We start from the raw sequence: 20,719 nt of genomic DNA on the forward strand, positions 1-20,719 counted from the left end.
TTTTTTTTAGTTTATATCTTTATTTCAGCTATTTACCCAGTAGATATTACCGAAAAATCTTTTTTCTTTGTTAGAAAATAGCTTTCAATAAATCTATATGAAAAACTAGAAATTAAAATTACAAATATGAATATAATTGGGTAAGCTATTACAAGTAAGTCATATTTTTGTAATAAGGTAATAGCTAAATTAATAATGATTATATGATACATATAAACACCATAGGAAATTTTTCCTAAATAATCAAAAATTGGATAATCAATATTTATTACACTTGTATTGGTTCTTACAAGATTTAATATAATAAAACCATATAACACAGCATGTACCTCCCAGAAAAATCCATGAAAATCATAGCCAGAGAATAATAATACCCCTTCCAATAAGTAAATAAATATTTGAAAATATTTATTGAATATAAAATATTCGTCTTTTATTTTAGTGTTTACTACCGCAAATAAAGCGCCTATAAGCAAGCAGTCAAATTTAAGTCGATGCCTGAAAATTATATTTATATTCTCTAAAGTAGTTAAAGAGAATTTATCAATTAAATTTTGATTGCGTGTTGCTAACGATATCAAAAGGCATAAGAACAAATATGAAGTTATAAAAACCAAAATAAAATAAACTATTTTTCTTTTATTAAATTTTTTAACAACAAATGGCCAGAAAATATAAAATTGTTCTTCAATACCTATTGACCAAGCCTGAACACAATACAAAATTGGACCAATTATAATAGATTGTATATGAGGAAGAAATAAAACATATAAAATAACATTGGCAGTAAAAGACTCATTAACATCAACAAAAGGCGGACCAATTTTTAAATTTTGAAATTGAGGTAGAATAAAAAATCCTAAAAGCATAATTATAAAATATAATGGCCAAATTCTCAGTAACCTTCTAATAATAAATTTTTTTATTGATATTCCAGAAGGTGTTTCTTTCTCTATAAATAAAAGAGATGTTATTAAGAATCCACTTAACACAAAGAATAAATCGACACTAAGACTTCCCATTATTTCTACAAACGGAATATCATAAATATTTGATAATCCTTTAGCCATTTTAATTTGTTCTGTGTGTGCTATAACAACTAAGAAAGCTGCTATAAAACGTAGTGTATTTAAATTAGCAAAGTGTATTTTTTTTTCCATTTTTAACTTTTATCTTAAAAACATATATTATTCGACAATATTAAGCAAGACACAAATAACTTTTAATTAATATATATTTATGAATACGTAAGTTAATTTTATTAAAACTTAGCAACCAATACTAACCCTATCATTATGATGAATGATAAGGTTAGTATTAATCTAAATATTCCCGAATAACATTTGCTATATAATCATAATGCGATTCATTTAAACCAGGCCATACACCTAACCAAAACGATTGATTCATAATTATATCAGTATTAGATAAATCACCAACTATACGATGCTCAATATTAGCATAAGCAGGCTGTCTTAATAAATTACCGCCAAACAGCAAACGCGTTCCAATTTTATTCTTTTCCAAATGTTGTACTAACATATGGCGATCATTTGCATCACCATCACGAAGCGTCATTAAGAAGCCAAACCATGAAGGTTCTGAATTTGGAGTTGGTTCAGGAAGTATAAAAACTTCTTCAAATTCCTTCATACGCTCATACAATGCCGCATAATTTTCTTTACGACGTTGGACAAATTGATCTATTTTTTTAATTTGAGAAACACCAAATGCAGCTTGCATATCGGTTACTTTCAAATTAAAACCAATATGTGAATAAGTATATTTATGATCATAACCGTAAGGCAACGTTCCTAATTCTTGACCAAAACGGCACCCACAAGTATCATCTTTACCTGGTTCACAATAGCAGTCACGTCCCCAATCACGAAAACTCTCCGCTAATTTTGATAATACTGGATTATTAATTAAAACTGCTCCCCCTTCTCCCATTGTAATATGATGTGCCGGATAAAAAGAAAATGTTGAAATGTCTCCAAAAGTTCCTGTTTTTTTTCCTTTATAAGTTGCTCCTAGTGAGTCGCAATCATCTTCTACTACCCAAAGATTGTATTTTTTAGCTACACGCATTACTTCATCCAAATCAAAAGGATTGCCTAATGAATGAGCAATCATAATTGCTTTTGTTTTCGGACTTACAGCTGCCTCAATCATATCGGCTTTAACGTTGTGTGTTGCAATATCAATATCAATAAAAACTGGAATTGCACCAAACTGAATTATTGGATTTATTGTTGTCGGAAAACCTGCAGCTACAGTGATAACTTCATCACCTGGCTTAATTGCTCTTTCTCCTAATTTTGGAGAGGTTAGAGCATAAAATGCTACCAAATTTGCAGAGGATCCAGAATTTACCAAAAGTGATCTATTAGCACCGAAATATGCTGCAAAGTCTGCCTCAAATTTATTGGCAAAACGCCCCGCTGTTAACCAACCATCAAGGGCTGCATCAACACCCATTAAAATATCTTCCTCATCCAATACTTTTCCTGTAACAGGAATGTAGTTTTCTCCAGCAATAATAACTTGTGTGGATTTCTTTTTTGCAATTTCTCTTAAACTATTTAATAGAGAATCATCTTTTAAATTTTGTAACATATAAGTTTATCTTTAACAGTAATTTAATTAATCTAAGTAGCCTCCATAGCTATTGGTTTCGCAAATGGTTCCATTTCAGTAATTGGTCTGCCAAAGGCAATTTTTGGATAAGTATTTGTATGAGGATCAATCATCACTTGCAATAATTGAGGTTTATCTTCATTTTCAGTACTCCAAAACCAATCTATAGCGTTTTCTATATCATTTGAATTTTCAATAGTTTTTGCGTCTATTCCATAAGCTGTTGCAACTTTGGCAAAATCAGGAGTATCATATCCCCAATAAGTAGACTGATAACGTGATTCAAAATAACTATCCTGAAATTGTCTGATCATACCTAAATTTTTGTTATTCAACACAACAATTTTCAAAGGAAGTTTGTTTCTAACAATGGTTTGAAGTTCTTGAATATTAATTTGCATGCAACCATCACCTATTAAAACAACAACCGGTTCCTTATTCAATGCAATACTTGCTCCAATTCCAGCTGGTAACGAAAAACCCATCGCTCCCATTCCTCCTGAAGTCAAAAAAGATTGCTCCTTATAAAGTTCTAAAGATTGCGCTGCCCACATTTGATGACTTCCCACATCAGCCAAATAAGCTTTTGCTTTTTTAGATTTATTAGAAAGTAAGTGCATAAAAACATTAGGATTTATGCCTTTAGGATCAAGCTCACTTGTATCCGGCCAAGTTTTTTTCAAACTATTAATTTGATTTAACCATTCCTCTTTTAATATAAAAGATTCGTCAATTGTATGCTTTTTAAATTCATTAAAAAAAAATTTCAAATCTGTTACAATAGGCTCACAACCTTTTACACGATTATTAATTTCTCCTTTTTCACAATCAATATGATAAATTTTTCGATTCTCAATAAATTTAGTATCCGCACCAGTCTGCCTAATATCTAAACGACTACCCAGAACAATTAATAAATCACATTCTCCAAACGCAATATTTGCCCATCTATTGCCGTAACTACCAATAAAACCAGCACGTAGGGAATTATCATATTGTATTGTATCTAATCCTAAAAGTGTCGTTATTACAGGTATTTTAGTTTTTATAATAAATTCATCCAATGCTTCCTGGCTTTTGCTCGCTTTAATGCCTCTGCCTGATAATATAAGTGGCTTTTTTGCCTTTTTTATATCTTCAATCAAGCTTTTCAAAATATTAGAATCTATTTTGCAGGAGACTATAGGATCTGATTCAAAATAATTATTCTCAATTTGAAAGCGTTGAACATCCATCGGAATATCAATAAGAACCGGACCAGGCCTTCCTTCTAATGCAATTTTAAATGCATTTTCAAAAATAGTCGGAATATCACTAGGCTCATTAACCTGAAAACAAGCCTTGGTGATAGGTTTTGCCATAGCAATAATATCAGTTTCCTGGAAACCTAACTGCCTAATCTCTCTATCTCCTTTTAACTCATGCCGGTTTACCTGGCCTGTTATAAAAACAGCAGGAGTTGAGTCAAAAAAGCAACTGCCTATCCCTGTCAATAAATTAGTTGCTCCAGGTCCTGATGTTGCTAAAGCGACTCCTGGCAAACCAGTAATTCTAGCATAACCTTCAGCTGCGAATGCAGCAGCCTGTTCGTGATGCATCGTAATGATATTAATATTTGTTTTTTGATTTAAAGAATCTAATATATGAGTTATCATTCCTCCTGATAATTCAAAAACGCTTTTAATCCCTTTCTTTTCTAAAAACTCTGCAATAAAGTCAGATGCTTTCATAATTTTATTTTTTTAAATAGTACTTTAAAGTGCTTTGTAAAGCAATATCATAATTAGAAAATTCAATTTTTCCAATTTGAGCCATCACCTTTTGCATATCACCTTCCATATGCATCGATTGCCCGGATCTATATTGTAGAGCGCCAAAATTTAAAATAAATTCTGGATTTACAATATTCTTTATATCCTCCATTACAGATTTTATAGTTCTAACCTCATTAGAAGAAATATTATAAATTCCCGATTCTATATCCTTTATTACAATTTTGGCCATTATTTCAGCAAAATCTTTAACATATAGGTAAGCGTATTTCTGCTGGCCTAAAGTAAGGTCAATTTTACTCTTACTTAACATTGATTTTATTAAAGAGGGTATTAACCAATTTGTATTTTCTTTTTCACCAAATACCGAAAATAATCTAAGCCAAATCCAATTTATATTATTTATAGATGAAAAACTTTTTAAAATTTCTAAACAAGCTAGTTTAGTAGCTGCATATGCATTTAGAGCATTTGTTTCAAAATCTTCAGATATTTTGCTATTAATTGCTCCGTATTCTGCTTGTGAACCTAAAAAGATTATTTTTTTAACCTCTAAAATTTTAGCTGCTTCTAATAGTTCAACAAAAAAAGTAACATTTTTAATCTGTTCAATCCAGTTGTTTCTATCATTTGCTTCAACACCTATCCAGGCGGAATGTATAATTGTATCAAATGAATGATTAACTAATTGATTTATGAAAGATCCATTGTCCAGAATATCTACCCATTCAATTTTATCTTTAAATTCTTCACATCTCCATATATCTGAATTTTTGCGCTTTAACCCAACAACACTAATACCTCTAGAAATTAAGACTTCCGCGATATGAGAGCCTAGAAAACCTGTAATTCCAGTTATTAAGACTTTATTCATTTAGAAATGACTTCACTTGAGATTCTGTAAATAAATCAATTTCATCTCTTTTATTATTAAATTGATTATACCAATCCATTGTCATGCTTACAGCTTTAGCTGCATTCAATTTTGGTTCCCAATTTAATTCAGATACAGCTTTACTAATATCAAGCTTTAGCAGACCTGCTTCATGAGGTTGGTTTTCATATGTTTCTACTATATATTCTCCTTTACCCCAACTTATAATAGCTAAGTTAAGCATGTCTTCTACTGGAAGCGCATCAGATAAATGAGGTCCAAAATTATAAGCCTGACTAAATTGAAACGGGTTTTTGGATAAATTAGATCCCAACAATAAGTAACCTATTACTGGCTCCAATACGTGTTGCCATGGTCTGACTGATTTAGGGTTTCTTATTACAACAGCTTTATCAGCTGCAAATGCTTTTGCAATATCAGGAATCAATCGATCTTTTGACCAATCTCCTCCTCCAATTACATTACCCGCTCTGGCAACAGCAATCGCTTTTTGATGCATGTTGTATGCTTTGCTATTAAAAAATGAATTTCTATAAGAGTCTATAACCAATTCAGCACATGCTTTACTTGCACTATAAGGATCATATCCTCCTAATCTATCATTTTCACGATAAGGATAAATCCATTCATTATTGTGATATACTTTATCTGTTGTAATTAATACAACATCACATTTTTTTTCTAATAAACGAACTCCATCTAAAACATTTGCTGTTCCAATAACATTTACCTCAAAAGTTTCTGCTGGTATTTCATAAGACAAACGAACTAATGGCTGGGCGGCCAGATGAAAAACAAAATTAGGTTGAAAATCCATAATTTCTTTTTCTAACCTCTTTTTATCTCTTAAATCAGCAATAACAGAATTACAGATTTTCTGTCCATCAATGAGATAAAACAAATCGTTAGTTGTTTGAGGTTCTAAAGCATAACCTTTTACTTCAGCACCTAATAAAGATAGCGTTTTTAACATCCAAGCCCCTTTAAAACCAGTATGCCCTGTTAAAAAGACCTTCTTTCCTTTATATGATTTTTTTAATTTTTCAAATAATGAATCTACCATGTCTTCCATTTTGCATTTCCAGAACTCCACATTGCTTCAAGCTCTACTCTATCTCTTAAAGCGTCCATACATTTCCAAAACCCATTGTGCTTATAAGCAGCCAATTGCTGATCTTTAGCAATAGCTCCAAGTGGTTCTTTTTCCCATTGTATGTCTTCAACATCATCTTCAAGATATTTAAATATACCTGGTTCTAAAACAAAAAACCCTCCATTAATCCACATTCCATCTCCTGCAGGTTTTTCTACAAAACTATCCACCTCACCTTCATTACCGATTTCTAAATTACCAAAACGTCCAGGTACCTGGACACTTGTTAAGGTCGCCAATCTACCATGTGATTTATGGAACTTAAGTAATTCGGACAAATTAACATCTGCTACTCCGTCTCCATAGGTAAGCATAAAAGTTTCATTTTTAACATATTTTTGAATACGTTTTAACCTTCCTGCTGTATTTGTATGTAGTCCTGTATCTATCAATGTAACTTTAAAAGATTCTGTTTCTGAATAATGAACATTGATATTATTGTTTGCTAGTTCAATTGTTACATCAGAATTATGCAAATAATAATTATAGAAATATTCTTTTATGTAGGTAGCTTTATAACCAAGACAAATTATAAATTCATTATATCCATGCTGTTCAAACATTTTTAAAATATGCCATAAAATAGGTTTTCCTCCAATTTCAACCATTGGTTTAGGTCTAGCCTCAGTTTCTTCCATAAGGCGAGTTCCAAAACCACCCGCAAAAATTACTACTTTCATTATTTTATATCGTTATTTATGATTATTATATCTCAACACAAACATTATTTGTCAAAGGATAACTGCAACATAATAAATATTCATTTTCGTCCAAATCAGTTCTAGGCTTATCTAATCCTACCATTTTTATCTTTCCAGATTTAAGAGTTGCTTTACAAGTGCTACAATTTCCGGTTTGACAAGAATAAGGTAATTCTAAACCAATTTCTAATGCATCTTCCAGTATAGAATTTCCTTTATTTATTATAATTTTATTTTCATTGCCTTGAAAATTTAGTACAATTTCCTGATCGAATATCTCTTTAAAGTCTTCTGGGTTTTTAATAATCTCAAAATCTTCAGAAAATAAATTATCAAGATTTCCTGATATATCTAACAACGACTCTTTAATTGTGTTTTTTAATCCTATAGGCCCACATATATAATGTCTTACTGGTTCATCAATTTTCTTTATTAAATCACTAATAAAATTAGAATTAATTCTTCCCTGAAAATTGTGTGACTCATTATCAAAAAATTCTTCTTGAGAATAAAAATAATAGATCGTAAATCGTTCTGAATAAATTGACTTAAGTTTTTCCAACTCATTGTAAAAAATCACTGACGTTTTAGATTTATTGCCATAAACTAAATAAACCTTTATTACCTTATCAATATTTAACAAATCTTTTATCATTGAAAAAAGAGGTGTAATACCACTTCCAACCCCCCAAAAAACTACATTTTTTATTGATTTGGTTGCTTCAAATACAAAATCGCCTAAGGGCTCTTGCACTTCAATTACATCATCAACTTTTATATAATCATTTATATAATTAGAAACAATCCCGCCAGGAACTCGTTTTATTGTTACATTAAGTGAAGGATCTATTAAAGGAGTAGAAGAAAATGAATAAGGTCGAATATATCTTCTTCCATTAATTCTAAATTGAAGTGTTAAATACTGGCCAGCTAAATATTTAATTTTTTTTAATCCAGGTTGTTTGAAACATAAAGTAACTGTATCATCTGTTTCCTTTCTAATCTCCTGAACTTTTAAAGTATAATTTTTCATTTTACTATCTAAAAAATTATTTCATTACTTCTTTAAATAACTTTCTAAAAATTAAAAAGAGTACTGTTAAAAAACCAGCCAAAATCCCTCCCACCAGTATTCCTTTAGCTTTACCAAATCTTTCTTTGGCTAAGGGCAAAATAGGTTTGTCAATAATTTGTATTAATGGTGTCTCTTTTCGTAAAGTTACTTTTGCTAACTCAGCTTGCTTAACCAGTTCTGTTAAAATCGCAGTATTAGCCTGAACATCAACCTGTCTGCGAGCTGATGGCGCACGTCGAATATTCATAGCCGGATTCAGACCAAAAGTATTATCATTAGCCGCTGCAACACCCGTAATTGCATTGTTTAACTCTCTACGAATCGAATCAACTTGTCTCTCTAAAATAGCCATATTGATTCTTGCTCTTTTACTTTTAGTATCAACATAAAATTCTCCCACTTGTTGCGCTAAAGCTTCACAAAAATATTTGGCAAAAAGTTCATTTGTAGATGTTACATCAATACTTATAATCGATATTTTTTTATCCTTTTGACCAACACTTAAACCTGACTTAGATAGATTATCGTACATTATACCCATAATACTATCTTGGATACGTGTAAACTTTTTGCGATTATCATTAGGCAAAAATTGAATAGAAGCTAATTCTGGTTTATTATTCCAAACTTCTCGCCATTCATTATTTTGAATATACATCTCCGCTAACGAAACTACTTTGCCATTCAAAACAACTGGATTCAACATCGTTTTTTCTACCATTGAACGAGATTTAAACAATTCCGTCAAATTAGAACCTGTAAAAACTCCTCCTGCACTTCCTCCTAAATCTAGTCCGAATGAACTAGCTAACCCTAATGCACTTCCTAAGCCACCACCACTACCTTTTTCATCCTCTAAAGCAAATGACAATGTTGCAGTATAAACTGGTTTTTTCGTAAAAGAATAAGTCAATCCTAAGGCAGCTCCAATTATTCCAGCTAGTATAATAATCTTCCATTCTGATAACAAATAATGATACCATTCCTTCATTTTTGTTAATAATTCTTTTAACGAGATCTCCTCATTAACTATAGGTTTATTATCCATTAAAATAATTTTATTTAAAAGCTGTAACAATTAATAAGGCTAAACTAGCAAGAACACTACCAATACCAGCCCACTCTCCAGCACTCATTCGTTTCATTTCAGGTTTTTCAGGCACTACTATTTGAGAATCTGGAGTTACTTTTGGATAAGATCTAAAAAATAAAAATGATCCTGTAACAGAGGCTTTTCCATTTGGATAAATAATATACGCTTTTTTCTTCCATCCTTTATAGTCTACACCTCCAACGGCATTTATATAATACTTAAACCCTTTTCCGCTTCTGAAGGGAATTTCAGAAGTTAACAATACATTTCCTGTAACTTTTACACCCTCATTATAAACTGCCACTTCAATCTCATCACCAGGAAACAAAGTAACATTTGAATAATGATTTTTATCTTTTACTATTTTTTCCCAATTTATAGGAATGGTAGCATACTTTAATTCATCTCTAAGTTTTTTAGATAGCTTAGAACTAAGAGTATCTTTTTCCTTCAATTTCAACCCTTCTTCTTCTGTTGTTAGTTTTTTATCAAGATTAAGGTTTATACTTTCTAATTGCTCAATCTGTTCCTCTTTTATTGGTCTTTTAATTTTCATACCATCCAGATTAGCAATAGATGTTAGTCCTCCAGCTCTCATAACTACGTTGTAAACTGTTTCTTTTTTATTAGCCAAAACATATTTTCCGGGATAACTAACTGCTCCACTAACCTTAACCATCTCTGGTTTTTCATAAACTGCCATTTTACGAATATTGATAACATCAAATGGCTTTAATATAAAGTTTTTAACTTGTTCATTATTGTCTGCTGTAATTTCAAGTTCAACCAATTCAATACGTTTTGGATCAGTATCATCAATTAAATCAGATTTTATCATCCTAGCAATTTCAACTCTTTTAGATGCCGATCCTGTTAAACCACCAACTTGAACAACTAAGTCATTTAAGGTCAAATTTTCAAAGTACTCATACTCTCCAGGATTTTTCACTTCTCCATCTATTGTGATTTTGTACTCTTCTCTGAAATCCAGAATCGAATAAACAGTAACAATATCTTCTCTTTTTAGCTCTACATCCGCATTTAAATCTCCAGATAATGCAGCGCTTAAATCAACATTAACAATTTCTGTCGTTAAATCTGTCTTTAGACGAATAATTCTTGCTCTTTTTGTATAAGCATCTTCTTTAAGTCCTTCTGCTCTTGTAATAAGATCCGAAATTCTCATTCCATCACTATAAGAATAATAATCTGGTCTAAAAACTGCACCTTCAATTTTAATACGATTTTCAAATCGATTTAATATTTTAGTCACTCTAAAAACATCTCCTGACATTGGCAAATAAGAATTATATTCACTTTCATTTATGTCATGAACTTTAAACTCTTTTCCAGTTTTTTGCATGACATTTACAGATGCAGTATAGGCAAATTCATTAAAACCTGAAGCAAAAGACAATAAATCCGAAAATGTTTCTCCTTTTTTCATTTCGAAAATTCCCGGACGTTTTACTTCACCTTCTACAACAACTCTTTGACTATAGGCCGGTATTCTAATTACATCATTATCCCGTAAATTCACATTATCTGACTGATCTCCTTTAACTAAAAACTTATAAATATCTACGTTTTTATAAACTTTGTTATTTCGGATTAATTCTATATTCCTGTAACTTCCATTTTTACCCGGTCCTCCTGCTAAATGCAATGCGTTATAAACGGAAGCTAGTGATGAAATAGAATAATTACCTGGTTGTTTTCCTCCCACGATCGTAACCTTAATTGTTCTTATATCACTTAAGCTTACACTAACCTGAGATTGCCCCGATCTAACTGTGCTATAAACTCTTGCAATTGCAGCCTTTATTTTTTGCGAAGCCGCTTCGATTGACATTCCTGCAACAGTAATTTGACCAACATTTTGAACTGTAATTTTACCTTCAAAATTTACAGGTACAGTATCATCAAATTGCTGAATACCATAAACACTTACTTCTAACTTATCTCCTGGACCAAGAACGTAATTTATTGGCGTTGCCATTTTTAAATCAGGTTCAAAATTCAAAGTAGGATTATCAAATAGTTCAGATCCGAAAATTAAAGCATTTAGTGAATCCTTTATTTTTTCATTTTTAATTTTTTCTTGTTTTCTTCCAAACTCAGATTCTTTATCTGTATCTTTTAATTTGTCGTCTTTCTTTTTATCCTTGTCCTTGTCTTTTTTATCTTTAGAATTCTTTTTTTCATAGTCTGTAATTCTAGTTCTTAACTTATCGAACTCAGCTTGACTCATACCTTTCGACAAAGCCATAGATTCTACATCATTAATTGTGGCATTGTTACTTTTTAACTGAGCAATAATTTTAGCAATTTCGTCATCTGACAAATAATCAACCTTTACAGTACTTAAGTCTTTAGACTTTATTATATCCTGAGCATTTACATTAAATGACAGTAATAAAATAAAAAATAAAGTAAGTACGTATATTATTTTTTTCATATTTAATTAACCTTAAAATTTTGTTTTGAAAAAATTTATTTATTTATGAATATTGTTTTTGGTAATAATCTTTATAAGAACCTGAAGTGATATTTTGTAACCATTCTTCATTATCTAAATACCAATTAATTGTTTTTTCTAATCCCTCTTCAAAAGTAACGGAAGGGTTCCATCCAAGTTCTTTATTGATTTTTGAAGCATCAATAGCATAACGTAAATCGTGACCAGGTCTATCTTTCACATAGGTTATCAATTCTTCAGAAACACCTTTGCCTCTTCCTAGTTTTTGATCCATTATTTGACATAATAATTTAACCAAATCAATATTTTTCCACTCGTTAAAACCGCCAATATTGTAGGTTTCATGATTTTTACCTTCATGGAAAACTAAATCAATTGCAATAGCATGATCCTCAACAAAAAGCCAATCACGAGTATAATTTCCATCTCCATAAACTGGCAAGGGCTTGTTATTAATAATATTGTTTATAAAAAGAGGAATTAGTTTCTCGGGAAAATGGTATGAGCCATAGTTATTTGAACAGTTTGTTAAAACATAAGGCAAACCATAAGTTTCTCCATAAGCTCTCACAAAATGATCAGAACTTGCTTTAGAAGCTGAATAAGGTGAATTTGGATCATAAGAAGTAGTCTCCGTAAAAAGACCTTCTGCTCCAAGCGAACCATAAACTTCATCAGTGCTTATATGATAGAAACGTTTACCTTCAAAATTATTCTTCCACTGATTTTTTGCTGCATTTAATAAATTCATGGTTCCAATTACATTTGTTTTAACAAATGCTAACGGATCCTCAATAGAACGGTCAACATGAGACTCGGCAGCTAAATGTAAAACACCTTCAAAATTATGCGATGAGAAAAGTTCATTTATAAAAGACTCATCAACTATATCGCCTTTTATAAAAGTGTAATTTGATTGATTTTCAATATCTTTAATATTCTCCAGATTCCCTGCATACGTCAACGCATCTAAATTGAATATTTGATATTCAGGATATTTATTTACAAAACGTCTCACGACATGAGATCCAATAAAACCAGCACCTCCGGTTATTAGAATTTTTTTCATTTAAATTTTAATTAATTTAATAAATCTGAATTTATTTTTTCTAACTCGCTATATATGTCTTTTACATCTTGTGAGTTCTCTTTTTGTAAAATTAAATTTGCTGAATCTGTGTATACAAAAATAGTGTTTTTTAATCCTAAAAAAGTTGTATGTTTACCAGACCCAATTACCATATTTCCATTTCTGTCTGTAGGATGCCCTTTTAAGACTAAATAATCATAAACTGATTCAAAAGATCCTAGATCCGACCATGAAAAAGCAGCAGGAACTACCTTAATTTTTTTACTTCGTTCCATTACTGCATAATCAATACTAATTGATGGAATTTCTAATGACAAATCCAAATCTAAGAAACCTTCCTTACTTGATTCCCAAACAGCTTTAGATTTTTCGTAAACATCTGGTTGAAATTGTTTTAGTTCATCTAATAGAACACTAGCCTTGAAACAAAACATGCCACTATTCCATAAAAAATTTCCTTTTGCAATAAACTCCTTTGCTGTAGTTTCGTTTGGTTTTTCTCTAAATGAAATTACTTTATCCCCTTTTGATTCGATATAGCCATAACCAGTTTCCGGTTTTGTTGGAATAATTCCAAACGTAACTATAAAACCATCTTTTGCTTTTAAAACTGCTTCATTTATAGCTTTATTATAATCGTCCATTTTATCAATAATATGATCTGAAGGAGTTACAATTAATATATCATTTGGATCTGAAGCAAATGCAGCAAACGCAATTGCAGCAGCAGTATTTCTAGGCGTAGCTTCGACAATATTTACATAAGAAGTTTTGGTTTTATCCATAACTTTACCACTTAAGTGATGATTATCTACATTACCAACTACCATAACTTTATTTGCTAAATGACTGTTACGATCAACTGTCATTTCAAATAAGGATTTATTTTCAAATATCTCAAGATATTGTTTAGGTTGACTTTTTCTGGATAGTGGCCACAATCTGCTTCCCACTCCTCCTGTCAAAATTACATGTATGATTGAATTGTTTGTTTCCATTTTTTTTTCTTTAAAATAAAAAAAGACTTTTATTTACTATAATCTGTTATCAGCTATAGTACCTAAAACTCCCTTTACGTCATATATTAAACTATTATCTTTTTGCAAATCAGAAAAATTCAGTTTTAAAAATTCAGCATGTGCAACTCCTAAAACAATTGCATCAAATCTATTATTTGGAATAGCGTTTAATGTTACTAAATTATATTCTTTTTTTACATCATCTGCATTAGCTATAGGATCAAATATTGTTACTTCAATTCCATAATCCTTTAATGCTTTTACGACATCTACAATTTTTGTATTACGAACATCCGGACAATTCTCTTTAAAGGTAATTCCAAGCATTAAAAGATTTGCTCCATTGACCGAAATTCCTTTTTTAATCATTAGTTTCACTATCTGCGAAGCTACATATTCCCCCATACTATCATTTAAACGTCTTCCCGCTAATATTATCTCAGGATGATATCCGAATTCTTGAGCTCTTTGTGCCAAATAATAAGGATCAACACCAATACAATGTCCACCCACTAATCCTGGCTTAAAGGGTAAGAAATTCCATTTTGTAGATGCTGCTTGTAATACTTCATGAGTATCGATATTCATTAAGTTGAATATTTTAGCCAGTTCATTTACAAAAGCAATATTAATATCTCGTTGTGAATTCTCTATAACTTTAGCAGCTTCTGCTACTTTTATAGAAGGCGCCAAATGAGTTCCAGCAGTAATAACAGACTTATAAAGATTATCAACTTTTATCCCAATCTCCGGAGTTGATCCCGAAGTTACTTTTAAAATCTTTTCAACCGTATGCTCTTTATCTCCCGGATTTATTCTTTCAGGAGAATATCCTGCGTAAAAATCTTCATTAAACTTTAAACCAGAAATTCTTTCTAAAACTGGAACGCACTGTTCTTCTGTGACACCAGGATAAACAGTTGATTCATAAATTACGATATCTCCTCTTTTTAATATTTTACCAACTGATTCACTCGATTTATATAAAGGAGTTAAATCTGGTCGATTATTTTTATCAACTGGAGTAGGAACAGTTATTATAAAATAATTACAATCTGCTATATCATTTAAAGATGTCGTACAATATAACCCAATCTTAGAACTGGAATTATCAACTAAAACTTTTTGTAAAGTAGCATCATCAACTTCTAATGTCGTATCTGTACCAGATTTTAATGACGATACTCGTGTTTCATTTATATCGAAACCAATAACTGAATATTTAGTAGCAAACAATCTGGCCAAAGGCAAACCCACATAACCTAAACCAATAATGGCTATTTTTATGTTTTCAATCAATTTGTAATCTTTTTTATCTATTTCAGTCATAACAATTCACGGCTTCGCCACTCTGAGTCACAAAGATTGGACACAGATACTCTAAAATCATTTTCGGCAAATATAACATTTTAAGTCAATTTATTCAATACGGTTTCCCGTATTACTACGAAAACAATCAATTAAATAATAATAATACACACCAACGTATTATTAATCAGTATGTAAAAAAATCACATTATACAAAAAACAGAAGTTAAAATCTCCAATTAGAGAAATTTACTTCCGCTTTAACAACAATAGTAAGATACTAAACTAAATTATTTGTATTTTATTTTAAGTACACACCCTAAAGATTCAAGCACTAAAATATAATGTGTGTTAGATATCTCCTGAACAATTGCGTCTTGATTGGTAAATGCACCTGCTTCCAACTTTATTCGATCTCCAACCTGGATTGAAGTTACTGAAATATCACTGATATTTGGAGCTTTAAGACTAGTTTTTATAATTTCAATTTCACTATCTTTTACAATAGCAGGTTTTCCTAACCAAAATAAATATCGAATTACGCCAGATATTTGAAAAACTGAATTTCTATCCATGTCTTCTAATTGGACAAAAACATATGAGTTAAAAAGCGGTACTTCAACCTTCTTTTTTCTATCTGACCATTGTTTAATCTGAGTTATTATTGGGCAATAGCACTCTATTCCTATTTCATTAAGCTTTTCCGCAACTTTTTTTTCCCATTTGGGTTTTGTATACACTACATACCAATTTTTCATTTTTCTTTATCTTGAAATAGAAACTTAAACCAATCTCACTCTATTCATTTTCATATTAAATTTTACCTCAATATTTTTTTTAACTACGAACCTATTCCTTTATAAATAAATCCGATTGATTCCAATTCTTTTGCATTTAGTATATTTCTTCCATCAAAAAGAAATGCAGGTTTATGCATTGAATCGTAAATCTTTTTCCAGTCATAAGTTGTAAATTCATCCCATTCAGTTAAAATTGCGATTGCATGCGCACCTTTACAAGCATCATAAGCATTATCAAATATGCCTAATGCTTTACTATTTTCTTCAGCATTTCTGGTTTCTAAATAATCTAAATCACTTAACATTTTATTTCTTGAAACCTTTGGATCATAAACAGAAATTTTAGCCTGTTCATTAATCAAATCATCGGCTACGTATATTGCAGCAGACTCACGAGTGTCGTTTGTATCTTTTTTGAAAGCCCAGCCTAAAAATGTAATTTTTTTATCAGCAACTGTATTATATAATGTTTGTACAATTTTATTAGAAAATCTTCTTTTTTGATGATCATTCATTATAATTACTTGCTCCCAATAATCTGCAACTTCATTTAATCCATAAGATTTTGCTATGTAAACTAAATTTAAAATATCTTTTTGGAAACAAGAACCTCCAAAACCAACTGATGCTTTTAGAAATTTCGGGCCAATCCTGCTATCCATTCCAATAGCTTTTGCTACTTCGTTTACATCTGCACCTGTTTTTTCACATAATTCAGACATCGCATTTATTGACGAAATTCGTTGTGCTAAAAATGCATTAGCTGTTAATTTAGAAAGTTCTGAAGACCAAACGTTAGTCGTTAAAATTTTATCTTCACTTACCCAATTTGCATAAACATCAACAAGTGCTTTAATTGCTATTTCACCTTCTTCTGTTGAATCTCCACCTATTAAAATTCGATCCGGATTTAATAAATCTGTAACCGCAGTTCCTTCTGCTAAAAATTCAGGATTTGATAAAATTTGAAACTGAACTCCATTTCCTGTATTGTCAAGAATACTTTTTATTGCTTCGGCTGTTCTTACAGGCAAAGTTGATTTTTCAACTACAATTTTATTTTGTTTGGCAACTTTTGCTATTTGACGCGCACAAAGTTCAATATATTTTAAATCAGCAGCCATCCCTTTCCCTTTCCCATAGGTTTTGGTTGGTGTATTTACAGATATAAAAATAACCTGAGCTTCATCTATTGCTTTTTCTACTTCTGTTGAAAAGAAAAGATTTCTTCCTCTCGCCTCAGCTACTATTTCAGAAAGTCCCGGTTCATAAATAGGAATATTATCTGTATTGGGATCATTCCAATCTTTAATTCTCTGTTCGTTCAAATCGACAACTGTCACTTGAATATGTGGACATTTTTGAGCAATTACTGCCATAGTTGGACCTCCAACATAACCTGCACCAATGCAACAAATTTTTGTAATTTTCATTTAATTTACTATTATATTGATCCTTATTTTATTTCAAATTATTCCAATACCAACTTACAGCTTCTTTTAATCCTTCTTGCAAAGAATATTTTGGATTATATCCTAACATTGTTTTAGCCTTATCGATACTTGCTAATGAATGAGGAATATCACCAGCTCTATTTGCTCCATAAACAATTTCAACATCAGCAATTTTCGAATCAAATTCGGCTAAATATTCTTTTAAATATCGAACCAAATCGTTTAACGTATTTCGATCACCAAATGCGGTATTGTAAACTGTATTTATTGCTTCAGGATTCTGGTTAGTCATTGCTAACTCGTTCATCTGAATCACATTATCTATATATGTAAAATCCCTCGAATAATTTCCGTCACCATTTATTACAGGACTTTCATAATTCATCAACTGCGTAACAAATTTTGGAATCACAGCAGCATAAGCTCCATTAGGATCTTGTTTTCTTCCAAATACATTAAAATAACGCAATCCTATTGTTTCCAATCCGTATGTTCTACTGAAAATTTCAGCATATAATTCATTTACATATTTTGTAATTGCATATGGCGATAATGGCTTACCAATTACATCCTCCACTTTTGGCAATCCTTCGGAATCTCCATATGTAGAAGAACTGGCAGCATAAATAAAACGTTTTATTTTTGCATCGCGAGAAGCTACTAGCATATTCAAAAAACCCGAAACATTTACATCATTTGTTGTGATTGGGTCATTTATAGATCTTGGAACAGAACCTAAAGCAGCCTCGTGCAAAACATAATCGACACCCTGAACAGCTAAAATACAATCGTCAATATTCCTGATATCGCCTTCAATTAATTTAAAATTAGGATTATCTACAAAATTTTCCAAATTATGATGATGTCCTGTTGAAAAATTATCCAAACAGATTACTTTATATCCTAAACCTAAAAAATATTCAGATAAATTTGAACCTATAAAGCCTGCTCCACCAGTAATTAAAATTGTATTTTGAGTTGATACTTCCATTATTCGAAATTATTTTTTCTTGAATTTATTCAAAATTCCCTTCCAGAAACTAAATTTTTCCTCTTCTTCATGATATCCATTTGAATAAGCTCCGTAACCGTACCCATAACCATAAGCCGTGCCATATTTCGCTTTATTTTCATAACCATTTAACACAATACTTGCATTCGATAATTCACCTCTTTTTACCCTTGTATTTAGCAATGTAATCATATCCTTTTTGGTATAATTCTGTCTTACTATATAAAGAGTAACATCAGCATATTGCGCAAGTTCTAATGCATCTGATACTAATCCTACCGGCGGAGTATCCAAGATAATGTAATCATATTTGTCTTTCAGCTCAACAATTAATTCATTCATTGCATCGCTCAAAATTAATTCTGATGGATTTGGAGGTATTGGTCCTGAGAGTATAACGTCAAGATTAGGAATTTCTGTCGCGTTAGTAATTTCTGCTAAACTATTTTGTTTAATCAGATAATTCACAACTCCTATCTGATTTTTCAAATTGAACTCATCTGCCAATCTCGGTTTTCTCAAATCTAAACCTACAACAACAGTTTTCTTTTCGCTTAAAGCGAAAACCGTAGCGATATTTATAGAGCAAAATGTTTTTCCCTCGCCACTTATTGACGAAGTAATCATTAAAGTCTTTGACCCACTTAGCTGCTGTTTTTTATACAAAAATTGCAATGAAGAACGAATTGTTCTAAAAGCCTCAGAAAGTGCAGATTTCGGTTTATCAAAAACTGCTAAATTCAATGAATTTTTATTAATTCCAATGACACCAATTAATGGTATCTGGGTTAGTTTACTAATATCATCAGCACTTTGAATCGAATTATTAATGAAGAAAATTCCAAAAATAAACAACAATGGCACGAGTGTTCCCAGAAATAAAGCTAATATATAGTTCACAGAAGTTTTTGGACCAATTAATCCTCCACCAATATCTTTTGCAGAATCTATAAAATGAATATCAGATAAATTAGATGCTTTTACGATTTCTGCCTCATTTCTCTTTTTCAGAAATTCAGTATAAATATTATCACTTAAATCATATTTTCTCTGAATCTTTAATAATTCCTGTTGCTCTTCCGGAAGTCGTTTTACGGTACTTTCTGCCTCACCAATTTTAGCATTTACCATTGACAAATCATACATTAAAGAAGATTTTGCCGTAACAATATTTTCCAGCAAAACATCTTTGACAGCGTTCATTTGATTGTCAAAATCTTTAAAAATTTTATCGCTTTTTACTGCATAAGCCATTTCTGATCTTTGTGTAGAAAGTGCAATGAGCTTTGACACATTAACTACAATATTTGGATCTTCGATTCCCGCAACAGATGGCGCAGGTAATCTTGCATAATCGACACTACTATTTAAGTAAGACTTTAAAGAATTGTAATAGGCTATTTTTCTTGTGACTTCATCTTTTTTAACATCAAAATCCATCAGCTTTCCAGAAGCTACAGCTCCTCCACCTTCAATTTCATAAATATTTTTATCCTTTCGGAAAGATTTTAATTCACCGCCAGTTTGTTTTAATTGCGACTCCATTGCAACAAGTGTACTATCAATAAACCTGATAGTATTGGTTGCAAATTGATTTTTTCCGTCAAGTTGAATTTTAATTAACATTTTTACAGTAGAATTCAAATAATCAACCATTCTGGCTTTATTTGTGCCCTGCATTCCTAAAGTTAATATTGATCCTCCTTTATCATCAGATCCAACAGTTATACCTCTATAACCAGCAACTGTTGCATCAAAATCATTAAATTTTACAAAATACTCGTTTCCGTTGTACAAACCCGGATTGTCATTTATTTGTAACTTCCAATTTAGAAATGGTAAAGAAACCTGTTCGCCAACCTTAAATTTCTTGACAAATAAGTCTGTCGGCTGAACGGCAGTATTACTATATGAATTAGTAGAATATGTTATCAACGAAACTGAATTATTTTCGAAAGGAATTCGAATTTGATATTCATTTTCGCTTACAAATTTAATTCCTATTAATGTATTTGCTAGCTGTCCCTTTGATTTATCAATATTCACATAAAAAGGAACGGCGCCATATGCATCAATTAAATTGTATTTTCCTTGTACGAAATAATCAATATAAAATTGCAATTTACTCACAACTAACTCATTGTGAGATCGAGATTGCAATATTGTAGAAATTCCATTTACCTGATCAGAAATTCCTCCCCAGTTAAAAACTAAACTGGTATTTGAAG

General features: G+C 31.0%; 16 protein-coding genes. All 16 read right to left on the reverse strand.

Annotated elements, in window-relative coordinates; all coding sequences use genetic code 11:
• Nucleotides 1-32: 32 nt before the first annotated feature.
• Nucleotides 33-1,160, reverse strand: a complete 1,128-nt coding sequence (locus tag ACHZDT_RS13315) for an acyltransferase family protein (RefSeq protein ID WP_394775118.1) — start codon at nucleotides 1,158-1,160, stop codon at nucleotides 33-35.
• A gap of 157 nt (nucleotides 1,161-1,317) precedes the next feature.
• Nucleotides 1,318-2,619, reverse strand: a complete 1,302-nt coding sequence (gene rfbH / locus ACHZDT_RS13320; RefSeq protein ID WP_394775119.1) for a lipopolysaccharide biosynthesis protein RfbH — start codon at nucleotides 2,617-2,619, stop codon at nucleotides 1,318-1,320.
• A gap of 32 nt (nucleotides 2,620-2,651) precedes the next feature.
• Complete coding sequence (locus ACHZDT_RS13325; RefSeq protein WP_394775120.1) at nucleotides 2,652-4,370, reverse strand: thiamine pyrophosphate-binding protein; 1,719 nt, start codon at nucleotides 4,368-4,370, stop codon at nucleotides 2,652-2,654.
• A gap of 4 nt (nucleotides 4,371-4,374) precedes the next feature.
• The gene (locus tag ACHZDT_RS13330; RefSeq protein WP_394775121.1) at nucleotides 4,375-5,286 is read right to left on the reverse strand and encodes an NAD-dependent epimerase/dehydratase family protein; all 912 of its coding nucleotides are present in this window, start codon (nucleotides 5,284-5,286) and stop codon (nucleotides 4,375-4,377) included.
• Complete coding sequence (gene rfbG, locus ACHZDT_RS13335) at nucleotides 5,279-6,370, reverse strand: CDP-glucose 4,6-dehydratase (protein ID WP_394775122.1); 1,092 nt, start codon at nucleotides 6,368-6,370, stop codon at nucleotides 5,279-5,281. Before rfbG ends, ACHZDT_RS13330 begins: the two co-directional genes overlap by 8 nt.
• Entirely contained in the window at nucleotides 6,364-7,140 is a 777-nt protein-coding gene (gene rfbF / locus ACHZDT_RS13340) for a glucose-1-phosphate cytidylyltransferase (protein WP_394775123.1), read from the reverse strand. Before rfbF ends, rfbG begins: the two co-directional genes overlap by 7 nt.
• 25 nt (nucleotides 7,141-7,165) lie before the next feature.
• Nucleotides 7,166-8,194, reverse strand: a complete 1,029-nt coding sequence (locus tag ACHZDT_RS13345) for an FAD-binding oxidoreductase (RefSeq protein ID WP_394775124.1) — start codon at nucleotides 8,192-8,194, stop codon at nucleotides 7,166-7,168.
• A gap of 16 nt (nucleotides 8,195-8,210) precedes the next feature.
• On the reverse strand, nucleotides 8,211-9,284 hold the full coding sequence (locus ACHZDT_RS13350) for a Wzz/FepE/Etk N-terminal domain-containing protein (RefSeq protein WP_394775125.1): 1,074 nt from the start codon (nucleotides 9,282-9,284) through the stop codon (nucleotides 8,211-8,213).
• 10 nt (nucleotides 9,285-9,294) lie between these two features.
• Nucleotides 9,295-11,787 (reverse strand): SLBB domain-containing protein, encoded by a 2,493-nt coding sequence (locus tag ACHZDT_RS13355; protein WP_394775126.1) that lies wholly within the window; start codon nucleotides 11,785-11,787, stop codon nucleotides 9,295-9,297.
• Nucleotides 11,788-11,830: 43 nt separating this feature from the next.
• Nucleotides 11,831-12,877 carry a dTDP-glucose 4,6-dehydratase gene (gene rfbB / locus ACHZDT_RS13360; protein WP_394775127.1) on the reverse strand — a complete coding sequence of 349 codons (1,047 nt, stop codon included), beginning with the start codon at nucleotides 12,875-12,877 and terminating at the stop codon, nucleotides 11,831-11,833.
• Between the two features lie 11 nt (nucleotides 12,878-12,888).
• Complete coding sequence (locus ACHZDT_RS13365; protein WP_394775128.1) at nucleotides 12,889-13,896, reverse strand: mannose-1-phosphate guanylyltransferase; 1,008 nt, start codon at nucleotides 13,894-13,896, stop codon at nucleotides 12,889-12,891.
• A 36-nt stretch (nucleotides 13,897-13,932) separates the two neighbouring features.
• Complete coding sequence (locus tag ACHZDT_RS13370; RefSeq protein ID WP_394775129.1) at nucleotides 13,933-15,246, reverse strand: nucleotide sugar dehydrogenase; 1,314 nt, start codon at nucleotides 15,244-15,246, stop codon at nucleotides 13,933-13,935.
• A gap of 269 nt (nucleotides 15,247-15,515) precedes the next feature.
• Nucleotides 15,516-15,983 (reverse strand): UpxY family transcription antiterminator, encoded by a 468-nt coding sequence (locus tag ACHZDT_RS13375; protein ID WP_394775130.1) that lies wholly within the window; start codon nucleotides 15,981-15,983, stop codon nucleotides 15,516-15,518.
• Between the two features lie 83 nt (nucleotides 15,984-16,066).
• The gene (locus ACHZDT_RS13380) at nucleotides 16,067-17,458 is read right to left on the reverse strand and encodes a UDP-glucose 6-dehydrogenase (RefSeq protein WP_394775131.1); all 1,392 of its coding nucleotides are present in this window, start codon (nucleotides 17,456-17,458) and stop codon (nucleotides 16,067-16,069) included.
• A 28-nt stretch (nucleotides 17,459-17,486) separates the two neighbouring features.
• Nucleotides 17,487-18,470, reverse strand: a complete 984-nt coding sequence (locus ACHZDT_RS13385; protein ID WP_394775132.1) for an SDR family oxidoreductase — start codon at nucleotides 18,468-18,470, stop codon at nucleotides 17,487-17,489.
• A 9-nt stretch (nucleotides 18,471-18,479) separates the two neighbouring features.
• Nucleotides 18,480-20,719, reverse strand: a 2,240-nt coding sequence (locus tag ACHZDT_RS13390) for a polysaccharide biosynthesis tyrosine autokinase (RefSeq protein WP_394775133.1), incomplete at its 5' end; no start/stop codon positions are given.

Origin of the sequence: Flavobacterium sp., from assembly GCF_043722275.1 — a bacterium.
In the GTDB taxonomy this organism is placed as follows: domain Bacteria; phylum Bacteroidota; class Bacteroidia; order Flavobacteriales; family Flavobacteriaceae; genus Flavobacterium.